This is a genomic window from Mangrovitalea sediminis (assembly GCF_002514725.1).
Taxonomy (GTDB): domain Bacteria; phylum Pseudomonadota; class Gammaproteobacteria; order Pseudomonadales; family Oleiphilaceae; genus Mangrovitalea; species Mangrovitalea sediminis.
On the sequence record NZ_NTLB01000001.1, the window covers coordinates 137,095 to 156,849 of the forward strand.

The 19,755-nt window shown below is 58.5% G+C and carries 17 protein-coding genes and 1 pseudogene; 10 read left to right on the forward strand and 8 right to left on the reverse strand.

Annotated features, from left to right (window positions below; genetic code table 11):
• Nucleotides 1-90: 90 nt before the first annotated feature.
• Genes CLR77_RS00680 through CLR77_RS00700 form a run of 5 tightly spaced genes read left to right on the forward strand, consistent with a single transcriptional unit; the run spans nucleotide 91 to nucleotide 4,503 of the window.
• Nucleotides 91-858: an ABC transporter permease gene (locus CLR77_RS00680; RefSeq protein ID WP_097458670.1), complete on the forward strand. Its 768-nt coding sequence runs from the start codon at nucleotides 91-93 to the stop codon at nucleotides 856-858.
• Nucleotides 858-1,685 (forward strand): ABC transporter ATP-binding protein, encoded by an 828-nt coding sequence (locus CLR77_RS00685; protein ID WP_097458671.1) that lies wholly within the window; start codon nucleotides 858-860, stop codon nucleotides 1,683-1,685. The genes CLR77_RS00680 and CLR77_RS00685 overlap by 1 nt, the downstream gene beginning before the upstream one ends.
• Nucleotide 1,686: 1 nt before the next feature.
• The gene (locus tag CLR77_RS00690; RefSeq protein WP_097458672.1) at nucleotides 1,687-2,949 is read left to right on the forward strand and encodes an amidase family protein; all 1,263 of its coding nucleotides are present in this window, start codon (nucleotides 1,687-1,689) and stop codon (nucleotides 2,947-2,949) included.
• The gene (locus tag CLR77_RS00695; RefSeq protein WP_097458673.1) at nucleotides 2,949-3,707 is read left to right on the forward strand and encodes a sulfite exporter TauE/SafE family protein; all 759 of its coding nucleotides are present in this window, start codon (nucleotides 2,949-2,951) and stop codon (nucleotides 3,705-3,707) included. The genes CLR77_RS00690 and CLR77_RS00695 overlap by 1 nt, the downstream gene beginning before the upstream one ends.
• Nucleotides 3,708-3,756: 49 nt before the next feature.
• Complete coding sequence (locus CLR77_RS00700) at nucleotides 3,757-4,503, forward strand: IclR family transcriptional regulator (protein ID WP_097458674.1); 747 nt, start codon at nucleotides 3,757-3,759, stop codon at nucleotides 4,501-4,503.
• Between the two features lie 24 nt (nucleotides 4,504-4,527).
• Here CLR77_RS00700 and CLR77_RS00705 read toward each other — a convergent pair whose 3' ends face one another.
• A complete protein-coding gene (locus CLR77_RS00705; protein ID WP_097458675.1) occupies nucleotides 4,528-4,896 on the reverse strand; it encodes a hypothetical protein in 369 nt (122 codons plus the stop codon).
• A gap of 212 nt (nucleotides 4,897-5,108) precedes the next feature.
• On the opposite strand from CLR77_RS00705, the gene CLR77_RS00710 reads away from it, so the two are divergent.
• Nucleotides 5,109-6,107 (forward strand): hypothetical protein, encoded by a 999-nt coding sequence (locus CLR77_RS00710; RefSeq protein WP_143269340.1) that lies wholly within the window; start codon nucleotides 5,109-5,111, stop codon nucleotides 6,105-6,107.
• A 23-nt stretch (nucleotides 6,108-6,130) separates the two neighbouring features.
• Here CLR77_RS00710 and CLR77_RS00715 read toward each other — a convergent pair whose 3' ends face one another.
• On the reverse strand, nucleotides 6,131-7,333 hold the full coding sequence (locus tag CLR77_RS00715; RefSeq protein ID WP_198962629.1) for a PilT/PilU family type 4a pilus ATPase: 1,203 nt from the start codon (nucleotides 7,331-7,333) through the stop codon (nucleotides 6,131-6,133).
• Nucleotides 7,334-7,667: 334 nt separating this feature from the next.
• Between CLR77_RS00715 and CLR77_RS00720 the strand changes: the two genes are divergently transcribed.
• Nucleotides 7,668-8,459 (forward strand): substrate-binding periplasmic protein, encoded by a 792-nt coding sequence (locus CLR77_RS00720; RefSeq protein WP_097458678.1) that lies wholly within the window; start codon nucleotides 7,668-7,670, stop codon nucleotides 8,457-8,459.
• Between the two features lie 100 nt (nucleotides 8,460-8,559).
• Here CLR77_RS00720 and CLR77_RS20075 read toward each other — a convergent pair whose 3' ends face one another.
• Nucleotides 8,560-8,730: an RSP_7527 family protein gene (locus tag CLR77_RS20075; protein ID WP_158227086.1), complete on the reverse strand. Its 171-nt coding sequence runs from the start codon at nucleotides 8,728-8,730 to the stop codon at nucleotides 8,560-8,562.
• A gap of 134 nt (nucleotides 8,731-8,864) precedes the next feature.
• On the opposite strand from CLR77_RS20075, the gene gcvA reads away from it, so the two are divergent.
• The gene (gcvA, locus tag CLR77_RS00725) at nucleotides 8,865-9,788 is read left to right on the forward strand and encodes a transcriptional regulator GcvA (protein WP_097458679.1); all 924 of its coding nucleotides are present in this window, start codon (nucleotides 8,865-8,867) and stop codon (nucleotides 9,786-9,788) included.
• 21 nt (nucleotides 9,789-9,809) lie between these two features.
• Here gcvA and CLR77_RS00730 read toward each other — a convergent pair whose 3' ends face one another.
• From CLR77_RS00730 to CLR77_RS00740, 3 genes and pseudogenes are all read right to left on the reverse strand, one after another.
• Nucleotides 9,810-10,565: a substrate-binding periplasmic protein gene (locus tag CLR77_RS00730; protein WP_097458680.1), complete on the reverse strand. Its 756-nt coding sequence runs from the start codon at nucleotides 10,563-10,565 to the stop codon at nucleotides 9,810-9,812.
• Between the two features lie 221 nt (nucleotides 10,566-10,786).
• On the reverse strand, nucleotides 10,787-11,521 hold the full coding sequence (locus CLR77_RS00735; RefSeq protein ID WP_097458681.1) for a YopT-type cysteine protease domain-containing protein: 735 nt from the start codon (nucleotides 11,519-11,521) through the stop codon (nucleotides 10,787-10,789).
• 213 nt (nucleotides 11,522-11,734) lie between these two features.
• Nucleotides 11,735-13,636: pseudogene (locus CLR77_RS00740) on the reverse strand (propionyl-CoA synthetase); the annotation flags it as partial.
• 239 nt (nucleotides 13,637-13,875) lie between these two features.
• Here CLR77_RS00740 and CLR77_RS00745 point away from each other — a divergent pair.
• Together CLR77_RS00745 and CLR77_RS20390 are read left to right on the forward strand one after the other, a co-directional pair.
• Nucleotides 13,876-15,231, forward strand: a complete 1,356-nt coding sequence (locus tag CLR77_RS00745) for a class II 3-deoxy-7-phosphoheptulonate synthase (RefSeq protein ID WP_097458683.1) — start codon at nucleotides 13,876-13,878, stop codon at nucleotides 15,229-15,231.
• 91 nt (nucleotides 15,232-15,322) lie between these two features.
• Nucleotides 15,323-15,451 (forward strand): hypothetical protein, encoded by a 129-nt coding sequence (locus CLR77_RS20390; RefSeq protein ID WP_264754668.1) that lies wholly within the window; start codon nucleotides 15,323-15,325, stop codon nucleotides 15,449-15,451.
• An 81-nt stretch (nucleotides 15,452-15,532) separates the two neighbouring features.
• Here CLR77_RS20390 and CLR77_RS00750 read toward each other — a convergent pair whose 3' ends face one another.
• Nucleotides 15,533-18,427: an autotransporter outer membrane beta-barrel domain-containing protein gene (locus CLR77_RS00750; protein WP_158227087.1), complete on the reverse strand. Its 2,895-nt coding sequence runs from the start codon at nucleotides 18,425-18,427 to the stop codon at nucleotides 15,533-15,535.
• A 526-nt stretch (nucleotides 18,428-18,953) separates the two neighbouring features.
• Nucleotides 18,954-19,718, reverse strand: coding sequence for a LuxR family transcriptional regulator (locus CLR77_RS00755; RefSeq protein ID WP_097458685.1), 765 nt, complete (start codon nucleotides 19,716-19,718; stop codon nucleotides 18,954-18,956).
• Nucleotides 19,719-19,755 lie beyond the last annotated feature (37 nt).

Genomic DNA, 19,755 nt, shown 5'->3' on the forward strand with positions numbered 1-19,755 from the left:
GCCTCATGAGGCTTGATTGCCAGCCTCCGGCGCAACCAACCTGACCTGATTTCATCATCTGCCCCACGTAAGACATGACAGGAAATACCCATGGCCTATTTGCGTCACCGGCTCCGTGGCATCGGTCCCTACTTTATCGCCGGGCTGTCCATCATCTTCGTTTGGCAAGCTGTCGTGGAGCTGCTTCACCCTAGCTCAGCCATCCTGCCAACGCCTGCAGCAACCGCTGAAACGCTTTGGACACTGACCAAGTCGGGAGAACTCATCACCGATATCTACGCCAGCTTATCGCGGGTTCTATCTGCCTGGCTCCTGGCGGCCATCATCGCGATTCCCCTCGGCCTGCTCCAGGGCACCAACCGGCGCTTTGAGCGGGTGTTCGAACCGGTGGTCGAACTGTTTCGGCCGATCTCGCCCCTCGCCTGGATTCCCCTCGCCATTCTCTGGTTCGGCATTGGTGAGTCCGGGAAGATCTTCGTGATCTTTATCGCCACCTTTTTCCCGATTCTCCTGAATACGGTCTCCGGCGTGAAATCCATCGATCCCGTCATGATTCGGGCAGGACGGATACTCGGCTGCGACACCTCTCTGAAATTGTTCATCAAGGTCATCCTGCCGGCGGCCATGCCGACCATCCTGGTAGGTCTGCGCATTGCATTCGGCACCGGCTGGGCAGCAATCATTGCCGCAGAACTGGTGGCGGCCAGAGATGGGCTCGGTTTCCTTATTTCCAACGGCATGGAGATCCTGCGCTCTGACATGGTATTGGCCGGCATGGTCGTCATCGGCGTCCTGGGCGTGTTGATCGACTCGGTTTTCCGGGTGATCGGGAAGAAGGTCAACTGGGGAGCACAGTAATGACAACCGTATTCGACAAGACACAGAGTCGAGCGAAAGGCATTCACATCCAAAATGTCGGCAAGATGTATTACCCCCCGAACGGCGATCCTGTCGAAGCCCTGAAACCGGTGAAGCTGGATATCAAGCCGGGTGAGTTCCTCGCCGTCATCGGCCCTTCCGGCTGTGGAAAGAGCACACTGCTCAATATCGTCGCAGGTTTTGAGCAGGCAACGGCAGGCAGCGTCCTGGTGGACGGCGTCAAAGTGGACAAGCCGGACATCGATCGGGGCATGGTGTTCCAGCAGTATGCGCTTTTCCCCTGGCTCAATGTCCGGCAAAACGTCGAGTTCGGGCTCAAGCAGTTGAAGGTCCCGGAGGAACAACGGGCAGCGATAGTTAAGTCCTTTCTTGAGCTGGTCGGCCTTCAGGATTTTTCGGAAGCCAGCACCCATTCCCTGTCGGGCGGCATGAAGCAGCGCGTCGCTCTGGCCCGGGTTTTCTGTACCAATCCCTCCATCATCCTGATGGACGAGCCTTTCGGCGCCCTGGATGCGCTTACGCGCAGCATGCTGCAGCAAGAACTCTTATCGATCTGGCAGGAATATGAGAAGACGGTCATGCTGATCACCCACTCTGTCCAGGAAGCCCTGGTACTGGCCAACCGGATTGTGGTGATGACCAGCCGTCCGGGACGGATCAAGCTCGACATGACTGTCGACCTGCCCTACCCACGCGACAGCAAATCCGCAGAATTCAGGACGCTCGAAGCGGAAATTCTCAGCGAACTGACCGATGAAATTGCCAAGTCCTATGGCTGCAACCCGCCTTCGGTGACCGCGGACTGACATGACACCACTCAAGCCCATTGACCATCGCCCGGCACTATCGCACCTCCGGGCCGAAACCCAGGCCACGATCGACCGTATAGCTCGCTCGACCCTCAACGCCTTCACCTCGGTCTTGAGCGAGCCGCCAGGCCTCAGCGACGACACGGCCGGAGCACTGATCCGTGCTCCTCTCAAAGGGCTCCCGATAGCCGTAAAGGAAGTCATCGATGTCGCCGGCAGCCCTTGCGGGTACGGCTGCCTGGCCTTCGAAGACCGGATACCGCTGGAGAATGCGGAAATCGTCGACCAACTTATCGGGCTTGGAGCGCAGGTGATCGGCATTACCCGCTCGACCGAAATGGCTATCGCAAAGCCCACGATCACTGTGAACCCCTGGTCGCCGGGGCACAGTCCCGGCGGATCGTCCAGCGGGTCGGCAGCGGCTGTGGGTGCCGGTCTGGTTTCCTTTGCCCTGGGAACACAGACCATCGGTTCCGTCATCCGGCCTGCGGCCTACTGCGGCGCAGTTGGCTTTAAGCCAACACATGGCATTGGGTCGCTAAAGGGCGTGCTATCACTCAGTCCCACACTGGATCACCTGGGATTTTTTGCCGATACCCTGGAGCGCATGACGGGGGTACTTCACCTGTTGATGAGCGAGCACCGCCAACAGCCGTCGGCATCCTTCAGATGGGTATTTGTCGAACCCTGGTTCCAGGACCAGGGCCTGAAACCCTTCTTTCGCCTGCGGGAACAACTCCGGCGGTCATGCAAAGGCACAGGAATCGACAGCGCCGACCTTATCTTACCCACACCTATCACCAGGGAAGAAGCCGAGATAACCGACACACTGCTCTGCGTTGAAATGTTCCGCACCTGGGGCGACAGTCTGTTGGGGCATCCGGGAACCAGCGATTTGCTGCAAGGTTTTCTGCGTCGCGGACAATCCATCGCCGACGCGAATTACCAGCGCAGTCTTGAGCGGCGCCAAACCCTGATCGATCACCTTGAGAGCCTGTTGGGGGACGGGGATGTCATTGTGTTCCCCTCGGTGATGGGACCGCCTCCAAGACTGGAGCAGGGAACCGGGTCCAGAGATCCACAGCGGCTCTGGACACTCCTGGGGATGCCAGCGCTCAACCTTCCTCTCGGGCAATCTGGAGGCTTTCCCATCAATCTTCAGTTGATCGCAAAGCGGGGTGCCGATCGCCACCTGCTGGAAAGCGCCGCCATTATCCGCCAGCACCTTATCCAATCCCCACCCAACGATGCACCGCCGTGATGATGGCTTCCGGCACGATCACCCTATCGCTGACGGCAACGATCTTTACCGCAACGCTGGTGAGGTCGGCAACCGGCTTTGGCTTTGCACTGCTGGCCGTCCCAATGATGAGCCTGGTGCTTGAGCCCGCAAGCGCTGTCGGCCTCAGCCTGATGTTCCAGATTGCCAGCGGTCTGCTAATTGCCCTGCGCGGACTCACAGCGCCTGAGATCACCTATGCCCTGAGACTGTCGGCATTCACTCTTATCGGACTGGTGCCAGGCTTATTGGTGCTGCTGGTGCTGCCTCCCGTCTTTGCGCGGGTGATGCTGGTCGCCTGCCTGCTGGTCGCGCTATTACTGATCGCCGGGAAAGTCTCCTTCAAGGCGTCACCAACGACCCGACACTGGATGCTCATCGGTTTATGTGCCGGTTTCATGCAAGGCGTGGCCGGAGCAGCCGGCCCGCCAGTCCTTACGGCGCTCCATGCTGACAAGGCTATCAGCAAGGCCTCGAAGCGGCGCATCATGTCGCTCTATTTTGTCCTTGTCGGCTTACTCTCGCTGCCGCCGATTCTTACCCATATGCCCGGGCAGCTTCTCAATCTGCGACTCCAAAGTTTTTTGCTTGTCGCCATGCTGTGCGGCATATTTGCGGGCCATCAGGTGTTTATCCGGCTCAGTGACCGGCACTTTCATGGGGCAACCGTCCTGCTTCTGATGACAGGACTCGGCCTGGCCTGCTATCCGCTGGTCTCGCCCCTGATAACGGGCCGATAACCGGTGCGGGCCGTCGGCAACAACATGTGGTTAACAGGAGGCGCTTCCGTTGAGCTCTGCCATTGATCGCGCATTTTCCGTACTCGAGTGCTTCGGGCGTCATCAAAAGCCGCTTCGCTTGTCCGACGTCGTCACCGAACTCGATTTACCCAAGCAAACCGCTCACCGGCTGATAAAGCAGCTCGAAGCACTCGACCTGCTGGAGCGGGATATACAACCGGAGAAATACCGGCTGGGTTCCCGGGTCCGCCAGCTTGGCATCGCCGCCGTCGTCTCCCAGAACCGTACGGCGCCGACACGCGCCATCCTCGAAGACTTAGTGGCGCGCTTCGAAGAAACCGTTAACATCGGCATCCTCGACAACGGGGAAGTGCTATACATCGATCGGGTCGAGTGTCACTGGCCACTGCGCGTGCAACTGGCCCCCGGCAGTCGGGTCAAGATGCATTGCACGGCTATCGGCAAGCTGCTGCTGGCTCATCTTCCTGATCCGGTTCGCGCCGTCACTATTCGGAATATGGCACTGGAAAAATACACGCCATCCACGATTACCGATGCCCAAAAGCTGGAAAAGGAATGTGAAAGGATCAAGGCCCAGGGCTACGCCGAAAACGTCGGTGAAGACCTGCAAGGACTGGTTGCACTGGCGGTGCCCATCTTCGGCGACGACGGTCAGGTCATTGCCGGTATTGCCGTGCATGCGCCGGAAGCGCGGATGAGCCTGGAGTCCATGCGATCGCATATCGCGATATTGAATACGGCGGCAGAAAAGCTGGGTGCCGCCCTGATGTCGTAGCCGTCGTTGGGCCGCCCCTGCGGCCTAACGCGCAACCGGTGACTGCAGTAACATCACCAAAAGTCCGGCAAGCCCAACAAACAGCACCAATGCCAGGCCATTGACCATCATCCGCTGCGCCACTCGAGTCATAAAGAATTCTTTGACCACCAGGCCCAACACCGCCAGCCCTATGACCACCCCCACCCAGCGATGCATCAGGAAATCCGCCAGGGACGAATTCATCAGCGGCGCGCCAGCAGGATAAAGGGAGTGGCTCAGTGCCTCGACGGACGGGCGATGCCAGATCGTCGAGATCAGGCCGAAACCGACCACCATGACACCGATGAGCGTCAGGACATTGAATGCATTGAAGAGCATGTCAGTCGATTTGGAGGGGGAGTCATTGCTCATAGGTAGCGCTCGGTTGTTATCGGTGACAGGAAGAATGGGTTTTGCCAACAGTCGGAGCCATAGAACGTCATCACGGCACCTGGGTCAAGCCAGACCGACGACTGAGCCCTCTTTCGGCCGGTTGTTCCCGGGGATCCATTTATGCAATTCTGTTCCAATCAGCCACAGGACTCTGCACCTATCAGGACTCTGCACCTATAAGGACATGGCCCATGGAGACCCAGGGAGGCTCGGGCGCCTCATCTCCCTCCGATACGACCTGCTGCTTCGTCTGTGGCGACCCCGTGATCCCTGTCGACACCCTGTTACAGCAACAGCGGCGCCACAAGGTCTGCAGAAATTTAGCCTGCAGACACATACTGCAGCAGGAATCGACGATGCCACCGGCCCTGTTCCAGGCCCAATTGAACTTCCAGCGGCAGCGCATTCGGGAACAACGAACCCGCGAAGCCGAATACCGCCAGCGTCAGTCCTATATCGAACGAACTGAAGCCGCCGAAAACAAAGCGATCGCGGACGCCGTATTTGCCCATGAGCCGGACCAGGGTAGCCGTCTCGTGGTGACGTTGCCGCAGGGAGCGAATCAGCCGGAAAGGCTGTCATCCGCGCGCAAGGACCGTTATAAAGACCATCTCAAACACATTCTCGCAGAAGCGACTGCTTGCGCCAGCATCGCCGATCTACCCCGCGACCAACATTACGATGCCCCCGAACAGCGCAAAGGTATCGACACGCTTCTGGCAAGGCATCCCCGCCTGGCACAGCTCTGTGACCGCTTATGCGGGCAATGCCGGGGAGGCTGCTGCGCTCAGGGGGCTGACCATGCCTACCTCAGCGCCGTCAGCATGCGGCGACAGTTGGACGCCAACCCCGAACTGAGCGCTGAACGCCTCCTCGACGCCTATCTGGAGCGACTTCCGGAAGAATCGATGACAGGGGCCTGCATCAACCAGACGGCCACCGGCTGCGCCCTGCCTCGCGAGCTTCGCTCTGATATCTGTAACGGGTATTTCTGTCCCGAACTGAAAGTCCTTCAGCGGGCCTGGGATAAAGAACAACAGCAGCCTCACCGACTGCTCGCCATCCAGCGGGCTCATACCAACTGGAACCGTTTCGAGAGCGGAGACATCAATCCGGTCGTAGCTGTAGCCTGGGTCTCCGGGGATGAGGTGCAGGCCGCCGCGGTCCCGCCAACGCCCGGCGGCGACTAACGGCGGCCATCGCAGGAGGTGCCTTAAAAAGACTCCTTGGGCGGATAGGGAACCTCGTCTTCGTCCTCCTCGATTTTTTCCAACTCCAGCGTCAAGCCACTGGTTTTTGGTGTTGTTGTCGCCGCCGCGGCAGCGGACGGTTCAGGTGACGGCGCATCCCCCTCTGCCAGCTTGATCCGAAGCCGCAGGTTGTTGGGGGAGTCGGCGTTGGCTATCGCGTTTTCAAGGCTGATACGCTTATCCATGTAGAGCTTGAACAAGGCCGAATCGAAGGTCTGCATGCCCAGGTTTTCGGACTTCTCCATAATCTCCTTGATTTCAGGAAGCCGATTCTTAAGGATCAGCTCCTGAATGGTCTTGGTCCCGAGCAGGACTTCGACAGCCGCACACCGTTTACCATCCACCGTCGGCACCAGGCGCTGGGAAACAAAACCCCGGATATTCTGCGCCAATCCCATCAACAGCGCCGGTCGCTTTTCGTCCGGGAACAGGTTAATGATTCGCTCCAGGGCCTGGTTGGCATTATTGGCGTGCAGGGTGGAAATCGCCAAGTGGCCGGTTTCCGCAAACTCCAACGCATGTTCCATCGTTTCCCTATCACGGATTTCACCGATCAGAATGACATCAGGCGCCTGCCGCAGGGTATTTTTCAGGGCGTTCTTGAAACTACGCGTATCAACGCCGACTTCCCGCTGGTTGATGAGGGATTTTTTGTGCTTATGCACAAACTCCACCGGGTCCTCGATGGTAATGATATGTCCCCCGGAATTGCTGTTACGGTGGTCAATCAATGCCGCCAGCGAGGTCGACTTACCGGACCCGGTGCCCCCGACGAAGAGCACCAGACCGCGCTTGTTCATCACCAGCTCCTTCAACACCGGCGGCAGTCCCAAGTCCTCGAACTTGGGAATCTCGGTGTTGATGTTCCTCGCAACGATCGCCACTTCGTTGCGCTGCTTGAAAATATTGACCCGAAACCGCCCGATACCAGGCATCGATATCGCAAGATTCATCTCGAGATCGACTTCAAACATTTTCCGTTGTTCTTCATCCATGATTTCATTGGCAATCGCCTCGATTTCACCCGGCTTCATCGACTCTCGCGACAATGGTTTGAGCTCTCCCTGGAATTTGGCGCAGGGAGGAGCCCCGGTACTGAGGTAAAGATCTGAGCCATCTTTCTTGGCAAGAATATTCAGGTATCGATCGATCGGAGTCGCCATCATTCTGTTCCATTCAGTGCGTGATCGCTCTCCAGTGAAGATAACCCTGGAAGGCGAAGGTTTACCGAGAACCGGATTGTCGCTGTGCGGGTGGTCACAAAACTGCTGATATAGCACGATGCAGCGCGTCAGGCGATACCGGTTTACAAGGGCTTACCAAAAACCCTCAATACCACTACCAAGGCGCCAAAAGCGGGGAAGACCGGGCCAATACCCGATTGTGTTATCCACAGCCCTCGTCAATACTGTCAGGCGCAACGATAGACGCTTCCCCTACCCCGCATGCGGCACATGCATGATCACACTTTGTCAATGATAGACGGTCGAGGACATTCCTATGGTCGTGAAACGCATCTTGCTCGCCTGTCTGCTCAGCCTCTTGGCTGCGCCGTTGGTTCAGGCAGCCGAAGACGCCCCAGCGACGACTCGCGTTCTGAAGGTACGCGTTGCGGCATTCCCTCCCTTCTATTTCCGCGACGCGCAGGGTCGGTGGACAGGACTCGACACCGAGTTGGGACAAGCGCTGATACAACGGGCAGGGCTTCAACCCCATTTCGAGGAGCGCCCCTGGTCGCGTGCCTTACTGGAAATGAAAAACGGCAATATGCAGGTGATGATGAATCTTGCTCGAACGCCGGAACGAAGCGCCTACCTGTATTGGATTGGCCCAGAGCGTTACTCGCAGATGGCCCTGGTGGTGCGCCAGAAGGATAGGGACTTGCGCATAGACGGAATCGACGATCTCCCGGCCACGGCCCGAACCCATCACCAGAATTTCGGCTTACAGCAGCATGTCAGCTACTCACCTGTTCTGGATAGAAGACTTAGGGATGCCACGTTCGCTCGATACTTCGAATACATCAGCCGCCCCGAACTCAATGCCGAAAAACTTAAGGCGGGCCGCATCATCGGCTTCTTTGAAGACCGTGATGCCATGGCCTACGAGATAGCCCACAACCCCCATTACAAGGGGCTGGCCCTACACGGTTTTATGCTGGAGCCGGTCCCGGTTTACTTTGGGATCAGCAAGCGTGGTGTCGATGCTGCCACACTGCAGAAGCTACAGCAGGCCTACCAAGAACTGGTAGCGGACGGCACTTTCCAGCGCATCATCAACGCCTGGCAATGACCGGAAAGCCTGGAAGACACGCTTCAATCGTGGATAAGCGGCAGGCTGGCTTGCCTGCGAAGGGCACTGCCAGCCATTCTCCCCGCAAGAAACCGGGAGCTCAGTGACGAGTGTTCAGTTTGGACGGCGTCGAGCGAAGCAATCCCTTTACCCGTTTCCCCAGCACCCGTCCCAATTCAGCCACATATTCACTACGCAGGCGGCGTGCTTCGCGCACGTAGTAATCCACATTATTCGGGTCGTATTCGCGCAGTTTGGTATCGTTTTCCATGGTCTGAGTCCTCATTGAGGAAGGGGTGTTTTGGTGCTCTTGGCAAGACTCATGGTAGGTGCTTCGCGGCTGTTGAAAAAGCGATCATTTCTAACGAGAATGGTGAAAATATTTCATCATCAGTGAAAACCGATATGCGCCGACTCCCGCCACTCAACACCCTTCGTGCTTTCGAGGCATCCGCCAGAAACAGTAGCTTTGTGGCAGCTTCCGAGGAACTTTTCGTGACGGCTTCCGCGATCAGTCACCAGATAAAGACACTTGAAGAATATTTGGGAGTTTCGTTATTCAGCCGACATAAGAGAAAGGTCGAGCTGACACCGGCGGGCGAGCAGTACCTGACCTCCATCCGGCATGCCCTGGACGAGATCGAAATGGCCACCCAACGCCTCGCGAGCAGCCACGAAGCAAACCTGGTCAGAATCAGCGTGGCCCCCAATTTCCTGACCCGCTGGCTGATGCCGCGCATGTCTCACTTCCAGGCGCTCTATCCCGATATCGAGTTACAGATCAACGCTTCCATGGGTCTTGTCGACTTCAGTCGCGGCACCACAGACATGGCGGTCTACTTTGGCAACGGAGAGTGGGACGACATTGAGGTGCACTTTCTCCGCAAGGTAATGCTGGTTCCGGTCTGCAGCCCCCGCCTTCTGGACGGTAAACGCCCCCTCGACTCGCCGGAAGACCTGCGGCGCCATACGCTGATTTATGTCAGCAAGCGACAGTGGGAATGGGAAAACTGGCTGCATCTCGCCGGGGTCGACCTCATCAACCCTAAACGCAACCTGCAGATGTCCAGTGGCCAACTGGCCACCGCCGCCGCGCAGGAAGGCCTGGGGATCGCCCTGGCCGACAGCACCCTCACCTCCAGGGAGATCAAGTCCGGCCAGTTGGTCGTCCCTTTCGATATCCAGCTCGACACCCACAAGGCCTATTATCTGGTCTACCAAAAGAGCCGACCACTAACCGCGGGCATGAAAGCATTTAAGGAGTGGCTGATGGATGAAATGCAGCGGGGAGACGGCGAGATTTCGGAGGAGCCTGCGAGCCAAGAATGAACCGGCTCGCCGGACATCAACTCAATATTTCACGTGGAGATACTGTTCCTGCAGTCGGGCCAGTTCGCCCGACGCCTTCAACTGATCGAACGCCGCCTGCAGTTTGGCAACCGTTGCCACCGGCGTCGATTTGCTCACCGCGAAATAGTACTGGTAACGATCATCCAGTAGGAGTGCCGGAGTCACCCTGTCCCCAGGCTGATGGAGTTTGGCCAGATGATACTGCATCGCCCAGTCCAGCATGATCACCAAGTCGGCATGGTCGAGCAGCAGCATTTCCAGACTCTGTTGCTCATTACCAACCAGCAGCAGATCGACATCCGGCAGACGCTGACTGAGTTCGTTGGCTGCCGCAGAACCGTTGAGACCGACCACCCGATAGGGGCGCACATCCGCCAGACTGGCCAACCGAATGCCCGGCCGACGACTTAATCGGTAAAGATAGATCCGCCGCTGCGCCAGAGGTCCCACCCAGCGGAACAGCGCTTCTCGCTGTTCGGTGCGGGCCATGGTGTAGAGCACTGTATTAGGCTGTTCCTGAACGATGCTATAGGCCCGTTTCCAGGGAAACAGGTGGAACTCGCCCTTAAATCCCGCCAGGGCCAGAATGCGAGTCGCTACAGCGGTGCTGTAACCGGCCACATGACTGCCATCCCGATAATTCAGCGGCGGCAGTTCCTCAGTGTACATTTGCAGGGTATTCGCTGGGCGGGCCGCACTCACACCAGAGGAAAATACGCCCAACAGGCAGGCGAAAAACAGCACGCGATAAGACATAAGGACAGGATCCAACTGGGATTGCGAACATCCATGCCGACCGTCGAGCCGAGATCCATCCGTCGCCCGAATACCTTTCAGTGTAATGCGTTCTCGGCAATTTATCGGTTAACGCAAAGGTTTCCCCTATCCTCAGGGCGGATTGCATCGCAGGCAACCGCTATAGGTGCGGGTGGCCCAAACAGCCATGTCGCAAAAAGGCGCCCTAAGGCGCCTCCACATCATGCGTAGTTATGCACTCGCATGGACTTGTACCGATTATTACGCAGATACGTCTTGGCAAAGAAGCTCGCCAACCAGACCTTGAAGCTGGTGACGTTCGGAAACCAGAACTCACCCATATTCGGATCCATAAACACGACATCCTGGCCGTCACACCAAGCCGAAACCATGTGGCCGGAACCACTCCCATCAAGCGACTGTTTGAGCTGAATCAGCTTATAGCCACCAATCCGGGTAATAATGTCGGCACACTGAAACACGGTCGAATTACTCAGTGCCACAAAGACATTCGCGATCGGAATCCCGGAGATACTCTTATCTCTCCGCTTGATATCAAACTTCGCCATGAAGTTCTCGAAGTAGTTCAACTGGTTGCCGGTCGAAAGAAGATGTTCGCAGGTGATATTCTGCGCCGCACCCAAATTCAGCCCGCCATCGTTAAACAGGTAATCCCAGACCGACCGGTCCCGCGTAAAGGCATTGGCAATTTCACCGGCGCCCTGTTTGGCGTGAAAGACGATCCAGAAAGCGCAAACCGTCGCGCAGACCCCGCCCATCGGATTATTGTTTCGCAGGACCATCTTGTACATCTTGCCCTGATCTTTCCATGTCTTTGTGGGTGTGACCCACTCCGTCTCGGGAGCGACTTTAAACGCCGTTCCCTGGCTGAACGAAAAGGTTCTGGCACCGCCTAACCCCTGGGCCATGATATGCAGATCGTCGGACACACTCACAAATCTTCCTCCTGTTGATAACGGACAACACCTCCCGTGTTCGGGTATGGATGTCGCCCTCTCCCTTAAAACCAAAACTATAAGCCAGCGTATAGCTCCTGACAAAAACGGTTTTCCCAAACCAGCATTTCTGTCGCCCCTACCGATAGTTCCTGGATTGAACGCCACCGCCTCGACTTGGCCAGCCGGGCTTCGATGCGGTGGCCCGGAAACTCAGCGGCCGAACTTTTCGCTGATTTCCTCCAGGATGGCGGGGTCATCGATGGTACTGGGTACCGTGTAAGCCTCCCCATCTGCAATCTGGCGGATAACCCGCCGGAGGATTTTGCCAGAACGGGTCTTGGGAAGGCGGTCCACCACCATGGCGCGCTGGAAGCATGCGATGGCGCCGATCCTCTCGCGAACCATCTGTACCAACTCCCTTTCCAGTTCATCGGGATCGGTGGCGACGCCATCCTTGACCAGGACCAGACCGATGGGAACCTGCCCTTTCAACTCGTCTTGAGCGCCGACGACGCAACACTCCGCCACCGCGACGTGGGAAGCGACCACCTCCTCCATTTCACCGGTCGACAACCGGTGACCAGCCACATTGATCACGTCATCGGTCCGTCCCATCACAAAGACATAACCGTCCTCATCGATATAGCCACCGTCTCCGGAGCTGTAATAGCCGGGAATCGGATCCAGGTAGGTCCGACGGAACCGCTCGTCATCGCCCCACACCGTCTTCATGCAGCCCGGCGGCAACGGCAATTTGACGGCGATATAGCCTTGCTCACCAGCCGGCACCGGGTGTCCAAACGAATCGACAATCTGAACGTCGAATCCCGGTGAAGGGACCGTGGCGGAGCCCGGCTTGGTTTCCATCATTTCGATGCCCACGGGATTACAACATATCGCCCAGCCGGTCTCGGTCTGCCACCAATGATCCAGAACCGGTAGCCCGGTGTGCTCGCTCAGCCATTCGTAGGTGGGCGGGTCCAACCGCTCGCCGGCCAGGAAGATCCGCTGAAGGGAACTGACGTCATATTTCGCCAGCTCCCGGGCATCGGGGTCTTCTTTACGCACTGCCCGAAAGGCGGTAGGCGCCGTAAACAGCAGGTTGACGCCGTGATCCTGAACCACCCGCCAGAAGGCGCCTGCATCGGGCGTTTTTACCGGTTTGCCTTCGTAGAGGATGCTGGTACAACCGGCAAAGAGCGGCGCATAAACGATGTAGCTGTGACCAACCACCCAGCCCACGTCCGAGGCCGCCCAGTAGACATCGCCGGGTTTGGCGCCATACACCAGGCTCATGCTGTAGTTGAGCGCCACCGCGTGGCCGCCATTGTCGCGCACCACGCCCTTGGGTTTACCGGTGGTACCGGAGGTATAGAGGATATACAGCGGATCGGTCGCCTTGACCGGAACCGGATCCACCGGCTGGGCACCCGCCATCAGCGTGTTCCACTCGACATCCCGGCCCGCCTGCAGATCCGCCCTGGCCTGGGGTCGTTGAAGGACTATGCAAAACTCCGGTTTATGACTGGACTGCTCGATGGCCTTGTCCACCAGCGGCTTGTACTCGATGACCCGGTTGACCTCGATACCGCAGGAGGCGGTAATCAGCGCTTTTGGGGTGGCATCCTCGATACGCACAGCCAGCTCATTGGCCGCAAAACCGCCAAACACCACGGAATGCACCGCGCCAATACGCGCGCAGCCGAGCATCGCAATGACCGCCTGCGGCACCATCGGCATATAGATGATCACCCGGTCGCCTTTTTCGATCCCTCTGGCCCTGAGCGCGCCGGCAAAACGGGCGACCTCTGCGGTCAACTCGTTGTAGGTGTAAGCTCGCTGGGTTTGGGTGACCGGGGAATCATAGATAAGGGCTTTCTGATCGCCCCGACCCGCGCGGATATTGGCATCCAGCGCGACGTCACAGGTGTTGAGGACGCCGTCCGGAAACCAGTCGCCATGACCGTTTTCCTTCGCCTGCCAGACGATCTCCGGGGCCTTGATCCAGTCGATCCGGGCGGCCTGCTCCCGCCAGAAGTCATCGCGCTGACTGATCGAACGCTGGAATTCTGAGCTGTAATCCATCAATACCACCTCACTGTGCTTGTTGTTATTCCGACTCCTATCGCAAACACTGTCGGCAGTCCCGTGATGTGACTAGTAGACCATTGGCTTAGTGCGGCAGGGAATCTTCCACAGATTGACCAGGATCATACTGGAGAGGGTTCAAGCACCAGTGCGCAAGCCGCGGTCAGTACAGGGAAATGTCCAAAACGGGCTGGACGTATTTCGGCAGAGCACCGATGATGTCAGCCCTGAAGCAATCGAACGTGGTACCGGAGTGAGACGACATGCAGAACTGGAGCCCCAGCAGTTGGCGAGACAAGCCGATCAAGCAACAACCCGCCTACCCGGATACCGACGCGCTCCGTAACACCGAACAGACCCTGGGGCGCTTCCCACCGCTGGTATTTGCCGGAGAGATCCGCTCGTTACAGAAAGGGCTCGCCGCCGTCAGCCAGGGTGACGGTTTTCTGTTGCAGGGGGGCGATTGCGCCGAGAGTTTTGTCGAGTTCAACGCCAACAAGATTCGCAACACCTTCCAGTTGCTGATGCAGATGGCCGTGGTGCTGACTTTTGCCGGCAGTTGCCCGGTGGTCAAAATCGGCCGCATAGCCGGTCAGTTCGCCAAACCGCGCTCGGCCGATACCGAGACCGTCGAGGGCGTCGAGCTGCCCAGCTACCGCGGCGACATCGTCAACGACATCGCCTTTACCGCCGAGGCTCGCACGCCTGACCCACACAGGCTGCTTGATGCCTACCACCAGTCGTCGGCGACGCTGAACCTGCTGCGGGCCTTTGCCAGCGGGGGCTTCGCCGATCTGCACCAAGTCCACAAGTGGAACCAGGGCTTCGTCTCCCAAACGCCACAACACGAGAAGTATGAGCACCTTGCGGCCCAGATCGACCAGACCCTGGCATTCATGCGGGCCTGTGGCATTCACTCAGGCAACACACCGCAGCTGAAGGAAACCACGCTCTATACCTCCCATGAGGCGTTACTGCTCAACTATGAAGAAGCATTGACGCGGCAGGACAGCCTGACTGGCGACTGGTACGACTGTTCCGCCCATATGCTGTGGATCGGCGACCGCACCCGCCAACCCGACCATGCCCATGTGGAATTCCTGCGCGGCGTACATAACCCGATCGGTATCAAGGTCGGGCCGAGCACCGATACCGACGATCTGCGCCGGCTGCTGGAGCTGCTGAATCCGGGCAACCTGCCCGGCCGCATCACACTGATCGCACGTATGGGTGCCACGGGCATCCAGGAAAAACTGCCGTCGCTCGTGCGCGCCGTCCAGCAGATGGGCGCCTCCGTGGTGTGGAGCTCCGACCCCATGCACGGCAACACGATCAAGAGCTCGAACGGCTACAAGACCCGTAACGTCAAGGACATCCTGCAGGAGATGAAGGGGTTCTTCGAGGTCCATCGCGCCGAAGGTACCTATGCCGGCGGCGTCCATTTCGAGATGACCGGCAGCAACGTCACCGAGTGCATCGGCGGCGCTTACCGGGTGACCGAGGAAAACCTCGCAGAACGCTACCATACCCAGTGCGATCCCCGATTGAATGCCGATCAATCGCTGGAATTGGCGTTTCTGATTGCGGATACATTGAAGGCGGCACGGCAGAGCCGCTAACACCTGGACGGCGCCCAGCGCGGCGCCGGTCTCCTCTGAGGGACGGGAAGATCTCCAGGCCGCCAGGGTCCGTCAGCAGCAGTTGATCGTCATGGCTGATCAGGTATTCGTTGGTGTCGATAAGATCATTGCGTTTATTGGGGTAGCGACCAATCACACGCCAACGGTGCTCGCCCTCCTCAAAGAGGGTGATGGCGGTTTGTACAGACTTGTTGCTTGAAAGTATCGAAAGGGGGTCAGATCGATTTATCCGTAACCGATCCGCCCCTTTCGGAGAACCTCACAAACCCTTCGACATCACTCAGAACAGCCAGCGCGCCTTGACCGAAGCCGTCTGCGCCAGGAAGCCGCTACGCGATTGCAGGTCGTAGCGGGCCGTGATGGTCGTACGTTCGTTGGCCGCGAAGACCACCCCGCCACCGGCCTGGGCCAGCCACGGAGAGAGGTGCATACCATTGGTGGTAAAGGCGGCACCACCACCAACATACGATGAGTTCAGACTGGTCTGCTTGTTGAAGAAGTCATAACCCATTTCAGCACTGGCCACCAGGGAAGCCCTGTCGGAAAGTGCCTGCTTGAGGTGCGCCCCGGCTCTGGCAACCAGTGCTTCCGTGTCGTTGGTGCCCACATTCAGGTTGAGGACACCAGCGCCGGTTTCCGTATACCCCTGGTCCCGGATATAGGTGTAGTCGGCACGAACAGTCGGAATCACGGTTGTCGCATCGCTGAGCTGGAAGGCCCGGGCCACGCCGAGACCGAGGTGGTGGGTAAAGCTCTGGTAACTGGAATGGGCCGTACTGGCCATGAAGCTGATATCCCGGTGCCCCCTGTTTTGGTTGACACCGATATCCGCCTGCCAGTTCACCTCCACATCCGGTGACGATGCCAGCGCATGAGTACCGTAGACGATAGCCTGGTAGGCATCGATAGCCGCATGGTTGCCCGAGGCCGTATCGAGCCCGTCCACCTTCGTGTTCATGTAGGAGAGCGCGAATCCGAGCCGGGTCCGGCTATCGCTGCCGAGCGCACCGTCGACACCGCCCACGATGCCATAGCTATGAGCGCTGTAACCGCTGATGCCGTTACGTTCGCTCTGGTGTGCCCAACTGCCCACAGGCTTGACCCATGCGCCTTTGTTCCCCAGGAAACCGTCGCCACCGGAGAGCCCGCTGAGATTCCACTGACGAGCCCGAATGACTTCGCCGGTGGTATGCATCACGGAGGAGGAGATACTTGTGGTACCGGAGACCAGTAATGGCAGCGTCTGCGCGACAGCGTTGCTGACCTGCTGAACCGTCGGCATTTGACCCAGGGCGGTGATCACACTGCTGAGACCGGTCTGAGTGCTACCGCTGCCGATAACGCTATCCAACACCTGTGCGGCGCCTTCACCGCTAGGCAGGCCTGAACTGGTGACCGCTGCGGTGACCGTCGTTCCCTGGACCGTCTTGAGATCCACCGCGTTACCGTTAACGATGGCCGAGAAGTCGAACAACGCCGAGTTATCCACGACATTAAAGGTGCTGGCATTCAGTGTGCCGGCGTGGATCACGTTGGAAACCGTTTCGCCGTTGGTCAGCGTGCTGAGCGCATTGACGTCGACATGAATGCCGGTACCAGCAGCAAAGGTGGCAGTGCCCGTCACGGCCAGCTTGCTGGCAGCGTCGCCGAGTTGGAGGATGCCGGCCAGGGTCTGCTGATAGTTGCCGCCCAGGCTCAGGGTCTGCCCCTTGGCGATCGCCAGAGTACCGCCATCCACACTCATGGTACCGGTGTAACCCGTCAGGTCTCCGGTGAAGCCGGTTGTACCGCCATACAACCCGATAACATCCGTGCCGACACCCGTGCTGGTGATATTGGGCGCAAAGACATAGTCGCTGCTGGTGTGGTTGAAGACCAGCGTGCCGGTGCCGTCGCCAAAGTCGACGTTCGGCGTCGTAACGGTGCCAGGAGCTGCAGCGGCGGAACCTTTTGCCGCCCCGATGGACAGGGTGCCGGTACTCCCGCTTGCAGATGCGATGCTGATATGGTGATCCGCGTTAAGCAGCGCCCCGTCGGTCACCAGCACATCGCCAGTTCCCCCATAGGCGACGTAGAAGTTGCCGAGCGCACTGAGCGTCGTATTGGCGGCCGCCGAAAAGGTCGACCCCTGACCGGTCAGGATCATGGTCCCGCTCGAGTTGGTATCCAGCGCGACGCCACCCGTAGCCGACGTCACTTTCGCTCCGTTCGATATCGTGAGCTTGCCGTTGCCGCTGCTGGTGCCTCCAGAGGAACCGCCCACATAGACCCGCACCGTCGAATCCCAACGGGTGTTCGCTCCGCTGACGGTCATCTGCGACAGCGTTGGGTCTGTCCCGCCGATATAGCCGCCATCGCTAATGAGGTGGGCGCCATCCGTCAGGGAAATGCTGCTGCCTCCAATGGCGGTCAACCACGATCCAGTCGTCGGGTTGCCCGGGTTTTCCAGGCGCACCGTCGTGCCCGCGCCGCTGATATCCAGCACCGCGTTGACATTCATATAGAGGCCGACGTTATAGAAGTTCATCGTCGCGCCATTGGTGACGACGATGTGGGATCCATTGCCGAGATTGGCCCCCGCATTGGCCGTGAAGGTGCTGCCGGCCCCAGTGGTGGTCAAGGTTCCGTTATTGATGTTAAGGGTGCTATTCGCATTCAACACCACCTTACCGCCATTCTGAACCCTGATGGTGCCACTGGCGGTGCCGGGCTGTCCCAGCGTGACGATTGCATTGCTTGTCCAGGTCGACCCCGTGCCATCGACGGTAACCGCGCCGGTAGCATTTCCCTGATAGCCAATATAGGTATTGTCGCTCGGCGACGTCCCGGTCGTGACCGTAGCGCCTCCGGAGATATTGAGAGCCCCCTTACCATTTTCACCGATGTAGGTACTGCCGTTATCGGTGAAACTGGCCCCAGCCCCGCTGACATTGATCGTTCCGCTGGCTGAAGCGGAATGCCCCATAAGCGTACCGGTAGTGCCGGCCGACCCCGTCGTCAGCGTATTGCCGGCATTGATATTGATCGTGCCGACTTCATTGGCCGCTTGGCCGACGGTGATTGAGGAATAGGTTTCATTGCCTGAGACATCGTAGGTCTGCCCCGTGGGGGCCGCTGCGCTCACCGTGAGCGTCGTCGGCGCGGCCACCACAAAAGAAGGGAAGGAGAACACCATGCCGCATGTCCATGCCGACAACGACAAGGGTCTCATCATTCGGGAGATATAAGCCGATAGGGGGTTACGCCGGAACCGGGATTCCGGTTTTGTGGGCCGTGGAGACTCACTGTCAATGTGCCAGGATGGCGTCTCAGACGCCACGTGGTGCCCTACAGATACTCGAGCTGGGGCCATTTTCGTTATCCTCCCAAATAATTAAAGACATACGTATCAAGGTCCGGGTCTTCGAACCATTGGGTCCCACGTCAGGCAACGACCCGCCACAACAATGGAACCGGTCACAGCGGTTAACCCGCTTTTCTTTTGCTTCGCAGGGCCGGAGGCCATCTAGCACCACCAGCCATTGCCTGCTGACGAGGTACAGGCTTGCCGCCGAATTATCGTGGTGACGACATGGCGGTATAACTATCGAAATCGATAGGTTGACGCCGCAGCCCCTCGCAGGAGCATCCGGTGCCCCCGCCTATACAAACGATTGCGGAGACACCTCCATGGTGCCTCGAGCCCCCCGGGCCCGACAGGCTCAGGGATCGATCAAACCGGCCGCCAGTGCCTTTGCCGCCGCCTGCGCCCGGCTGTTGGCATCGAGCTTCCGCTTGGCATTGTTGATATGAAAGGTGACGGTGTTTTCCGAGATGCCCAGGATTTGGGCGATTTCCCAGGAGGTCTTGCCGCTACTCACCCAGAGGAGGCTTTCACGTTCCCGGGCGGTCAACTCGACATGGCCGAGTGCAGCGTCCTCGGGAAACGCCAGCCGCCGGACCGCCTCATGCAGATGTACCAGCAAGAGGTAAGCCGAACCGATCTGGCGTACGAGATCCCGCTTGTCCTGCGGCCGCGTATTGGCAATGGCCAGGCTGAAGACCGAGTGCTCCCTGTTGATGCCATGGATGGAAAAGGCGACGCCGGTTGCCAGGCCATGTTGCCGGGCCTCATCGAACATCCTCGCAGCCTTCTTCGTATCCGGCTGACGACGCTCGTGCCAGAGAATGGGCAAGGTGGAGCGTGAACAGTGCTGCAGCAGAGGATCTATCTTGAGGTAATGCTGTTCACGGTATCGATCCGCCCAGGCATCGGGATAGTTGGTGAGCATATGCAGGGAGGGTTCGTCGATGCCATCGAACAGGAAGCGAGTCGGCCGGCCATCGGGTCTGACTGGAGCATGGGCACCGTAGTGAAAGGCGGGAAACCCCATCTGTTCCGTCAAGTCTTCTACGACACCGCACAGTTCCTCAATTGAGGTGGCATTGAGTACGGATTCGTAACGGTAGAGAACCGATACCGACATGCAAAAGTGCCCTTCTCGTCCGGCGACAGATGGCTTC

Bases quoted from the DNA above. Each gene is read 5' to 3' on its own strand.
- CLR77_RS00685 (WP_097458671.1), top strand. From the start codon at position 858: ATGACAACCGTATTCGACAAGACACAGAGTCGAGCGAAAGGCATTCAC.
- CLR77_RS00690 (WP_097458672.1), top strand. From the start codon at position 1,687: ATGACACCACTCAAGCCCATTGACCATCGCCCGGCACTATCGCACCTC.
- CLR77_RS00730 (WP_097458680.1), bottom strand. From the start codon at position 10,565: ATGTCTTATCGCGTGCTGTTTTTCGCCTGCCTGTTGGGCGTATTTTCC.
- CLR77_RS20390 (WP_264754668.1), top strand. From the start codon at position 15,323: ATGGCTGATCAGGTATTCGTTGGTGTCGATAAGATCATTGCGTTTATT.
- CLR77_RS00695 (WP_097458673.1), top strand. From the start codon at position 2,949: ATGATGGCTTCCGGCACGATCACCCTATCGCTGACGGCAACGATCTTT.
- CLR77_RS00745 (WP_097458683.1), top strand. From the start codon at position 13,876: ATGCAGAACTGGAGCCCCAGCAGTTGGCGAGACAAGCCGATCAAGCAA.
- CLR77_RS00715 (WP_198962629.1), bottom strand. From the start codon at position 7,333: ATGATGGCGACTCCGATCGATCGATACCTGAATATTCTTGCCAAGAAA.
- CLR77_RS00720 (WP_097458678.1), top strand. From the start codon at position 7,668: ATGGTCGTGAAACGCATCTTGCTCGCCTGTCTGCTCAGCCTCTTGGCT.
- CLR77_RS00750 (WP_158227087.1), bottom strand. From the start codon at position 18,427: ATGGTGTTCTCCTTCCCTTCTTTTGTGGTGGCCGCGCCGACGACGCTC.
- CLR77_RS20075 (WP_158227086.1), bottom strand. From the start codon at position 8,730: ATGGAAAACGATACCAAACTGCGCGAATACGACCCGAATAATGTGGAT.
- CLR77_RS00680 (WP_097458670.1), top strand. From the start codon at position 91: ATGGCCTATTTGCGTCACCGGCTCCGTGGCATCGGTCCCTACTTTATC.
- CLR77_RS00705 (WP_097458675.1), bottom strand. From the start codon at position 4,896: ATGAGCAATGACTCCCCCTCCAAATCGACTGACATGCTCTTCAATGCA.
- gcvA (WP_097458679.1), top strand. From the start codon at position 8,865: ATGCGCCGACTCCCGCCACTCAACACCCTTCGTGCTTTCGAGGCATCC.
- CLR77_RS00710 (WP_143269340.1), top strand. From the start codon at position 5,109: ATGGAGACCCAGGGAGGCTCGGGCGCCTCATCTCCCTCCGATACGACC.
- CLR77_RS00755 (WP_097458685.1), bottom strand. From the start codon at position 19,718: ATGTCGGTATCGGTTCTCTACCGTTACGAATCCGTACTCAATGCCACC.